The organism is Protofrankia sp. CiP1_Cm_nod3, assembly GCF_982290655.1.
Map to the genome: position 1 here is coordinate 1,824 of NZ_CEVIVD010000193.1, position 3,727 is coordinate 5,550.

4 protein-coding genes are annotated in these 3,727 nt (G+C 73.5%); all 4 read left to right on the forward strand.

Features of this window, described 5'->3' with window-relative positions; translation table 11 throughout:
* A partial coding sequence (locus AC5LUJ_RS22300) for an aminotransferase class I/II-fold pyridoxal phosphate-dependent enzyme (protein WP_493465675.1) occupies nucleotides 1-676 on the forward strand: 676 nt, incomplete at its 5' end.
* Complete coding sequence (locus AC5LUJ_RS22305) at nucleotides 673-1,137, forward strand: hypothetical protein (protein ID WP_250286807.1); 465 nt, start codon at nucleotides 673-675, stop codon at nucleotides 1,135-1,137. The genes AC5LUJ_RS22300 and AC5LUJ_RS22305, both read left to right, overlap by 4 nt.
* 481 nt (nucleotides 1,138-1,618) lie before the next feature.
* A complete protein-coding gene (locus tag AC5LUJ_RS22310) occupies nucleotides 1,619-1,864 on the forward strand; it encodes a hypothetical protein (protein WP_250286808.1) in 246 nt (81 codons plus the stop codon).
* 512 nt (nucleotides 1,865-2,376) lie between these two features.
* Nucleotides 2,377-3,624 (forward strand): cytochrome P450, encoded by a 1,248-nt coding sequence (locus AC5LUJ_RS22315; RefSeq protein ID WP_493465676.1) that lies wholly within the window; start codon nucleotides 2,377-2,379, stop codon nucleotides 3,622-3,624.
* Nucleotides 3,625-3,727: the final 103 nt, after the last annotated feature.

The window sequence follows — 3,727 nt, forward strand, 5'->3', positions numbered from 1 at the left end:
CGAGGGCGTCTACAGCATGGACGGCGACATCGCGGACCTGCCCGAGCTGATCAAGGTGCGCAACCGCCACGGCGCACTGCTGATGGTCGACGAGGCGCACAGCATCGGCGTGATCGGCGCGGCCGGCGGTGGGGCGGGCGAGCACTTCGACGTGGACCGCGGCGGTGTCGACGTGTGGATGGGCACCCTGTCGAAGTCGCTGGCCAGCTGCGGCGGGTATGTCGCCGGCCGCCGGGCCCTGGTGGACTACCTGCGCTACACGCTGCCGGGCTTCGTCTACAGCGCCGGCCTGACACCCCCGAACACGGCCGCGGCGCTGGCCGCGCTGCGGGTCATGCGGGGGGAGCCGGCCCGGCTGGCCCGGCTGCGCGACAACTCGGCCCTGTTCCTGCGCCTGGCCCGCGAGGCCGGCGTGAACACCGGGACGAGCGCCGGGACCCCGGTCATCCCGTGCATCGTCGGCGGCTCGATACGCAGCGTCCAGCTGGCCAACACGCTGTTCGAACGCGGGATCAGCGTCAACCCGATCATGTATCCGGCGGTCGAGGAACGCCTGTCCCGGCTGCGTTTCTTCATCACCAGCGAGCACACCCCCGAACAGATCGCATGGACCGTCGAGACGCTCACGAGCGAGCTGCACGCCGCCGTGCCATCCCAGCTGGTGGACGCCGGATGAGTGCCGCCCGCCACACCGGGCCAGCGCTGGCGGACGCCCCGGCGGCCACGGCGCCGCACGCCCCGCGCGCGACAGCCGCCGCCGAGCGGGCCGGAACGGCTGGGATACCCGGGACGAACAGGATGCCTGGAACGGCTCGAACGGCCGGGGCCGCTGTGGGGCACGCCGTCATCGGCGGCCTCTCCCACGGCGGACGGGTCATCAGTGCCGCCGTGCTCGTCCTCGTCGTGGCCGTCGCCACCTTCCTGGCCTGCGGGATGGTGGCGGTCGGGCTCTTCACCCTCGTCAGCGGCCCTGCCGTCATCCCCGGCGTCCTGCTCGATGCCCTGATCGGCGTTCTGGCCGCCCTTCTGATCATCCGTTTTGCCCCTGTCCCGACGCTCACCCGGCCGTCCGGTGGCCAGGAGCGGCCGGTGCCCCGGCCACCGGAGACCGGCCACGACCGCGATGGTCCCGGCTGAGCAGCCGGAGCCACGCCGTCACGGTCTGCGCGACACGGTGGCCCAGCGGCAGGCCAGGGCGTCCCGGGACGGCGGTCCGGTGCTGGTGCTGCTGGTCCCGGCAGGCACCGGCCCGGCTGGCGAGGTCTGGCGAGGTGGAGTTCGGACGGCTCGTCCAACGCCTGTGGCTGACGTTGGCCCGACGGAGGCTGGCCGCGCACCCGCAGTCCCACCTCATCGACTGCCCGGCCACGGTCGGGCCGCTCCTGGAGCTCACCGCGGCCGTGGCCGAACGGCCGCTGCGGATCACGCGGGCCGGGCGGCCCGACCCGGAACAGCTCCGGCGCGTCCCGCTCCCGGCCCGCGTGTCCGGGCCGGGCAAGGCCGGCGTGCCCGGGCCGGACACAGCCGGCGTGCCCGGGCCGGGCGAGGGTAGCTCCTCGGACGGCCGCGCCCATCCGGGCACGGCGCGCTCTTGCTGGATGGTCACGATCGCAGGACCATGGGCGTTGTGCTGCTCTTCGACGAAATTATCGCGATCTCCGACCCGGTCGAGCGCGCAGCGGTCGCTCACGATCTGCTCTGGAACGACCATCCTCAGCGGCTGCGGCTGCGTGCCGTCCGTGGTCTGGCGATCCGCGAGGCGATCGGCCGGGGCTTGGCCGTCGAGGAGATAGCGCACCGGCTGCGGGTCCGGGTGCCGGACCTGACCTGGATGAGCGAGCACGCAGCCCCCGGCCCGAACTGACCTTCCCCGGCTCCCGTCAGCCCTGGGCGCACCGGCGCCGCGCGGTCGCGCGGTCGCGCGCCCGGGCTGCCGCATGCCCGCCGCATGCCCGCCGCGCGGCGTTCCGGCCCGCGAGCGGCCGGTCCGCCGGGCCCCGCCCGCTCGGCGCGGGCCTGCGTCCACGGCAGCCGGCCAGCATCCGTCCAGCCATTCTTCTCGTATTTTTCCCGTTTTCCGGTTACGTCATTCCGGCTGGCTGCCGACGTTTCGGTGACGACATGCCAGCACCCCGGCTCACCGGTTCGTGCGGTTCCCGCCGGCACTGGTTCAGCGCCGATTCATCGGCGGGTAATACCGTCCCGGCATTCTTCTTCTGACCGGCAGACGCCACCGGCCCGCGCGAAGGCACCGGGTGAAGGCACCGGGTGAAGGCACCGGGTGCATCGCGGAAGGCATGGTGCGGGCGGCCCCGGCGGGCTGGCGGCTGTCATCTCCGGCCGCTGGGACGAGCACGACAAGGAGAGGACCCGGTCATGAGTTCCGCCTCGGCATCGGACACTCCCGCCGCCGCGCCGCTGGCGTTCGGCGCCTTCGACCCGGCTCGCCGCGCCGACCCCTACCCGGGCTACCGCGCCCTGCGCGCGGCGGATCCCTTCTACCGCATCCCGCTGGGAGATCTCCAGGCCACTGTGCTGACGCGTTACCCCGACTGCTTGACCGCCCTGTCGGAAACAGCCTGGGGACGCGGCGAGTCCGGGACCAACGCGTGGCGTCGCGCCGAGGCGCTGGACGGCGGGCTGCGGTCCTTCCTGCGGATGAACCCGCCCAGCCACACCCGGCTGCGCGGGCTGGTCAGCAAGGCCTTCACACCCCGGATGGTCGCCGCCTTCCAGCCCCGGGTCACCTCCCTGGTCGACACGCTGATCGACGCCGCGCTCGAGCGGGAAGGCGAGATCGACCTGATCGGCGCGCTGGCCCGCCCGCTCCCGCTGCGCGTCATCTGCGACCTGCTGGGCGTGCCGGCGCGGGACGAGCAGACCTTCCGCGGCTGGGCCAACGACCTCACCCGCGGCATCGACCCGGACTACCTGCTCACCCCCGACGAGCTGGCCCGGCGCCGGACGTCCTCCCGCGAGTTCGACGCCTACTTCACCGAGCTGATCGCGCGGCGCCGGGCCCGCCCGGCCGAGGACCTGCTCAGCGAGCTGGTGGCGGTGCGGGACCAGGGCGACGTGCTCAGCGAGAGCGAGCTGCTGGAGCTGTGCGCCCTGCTGCTGGTCGCCGGCTACGAGACGACGGTCAACCTGATCGGCAACGCCGTCTTGGCGCTGCTGCGCAACCCCGACCAGCTCGCCCTGCTACGTGCGGATCCCAGCCTCATACCCTCCGTCATCGACGAGACGTTGCGCTACGACCCGCCCATCCAGCTCATCGGCCGGCTCGCCCTGCGGGACACCGAGATCTCCGGGCACCCCTTCCCCCAGGGCGAGATCATCATCATCCTGAGCGCGGCGGCCCAGCGGGACCCGGACGTCTTCACGGATCCGGACCGTTTCGACATCACCCGCTACGCCGGCGCCGCTCCCGCGCACCGGCACCTCGGTTTCGGGCTGGGCATCCACTACTGCCTCGGCGCGCCGCTCGCCCGGCTGGAGGCACGGATCGCCCTGCGGGCGCTCGTCCAGCGTGCCCCGGGGCTCACCCTGGCCGCGGACCCGCCGCCCTACCGGCCGCACCTGACCGTACGCAGCCTCGCGGCCCTGCCCGTCCGGCTGTCCTGAACCCGGCCGGGCCGGGCCTGACGGCCGGCCGGTGCGCACGACCAGGACGGACGACCGCGGTGGGGCGGCCCCAGCGAGCGAACGATCACGCGTGGCGATGGAT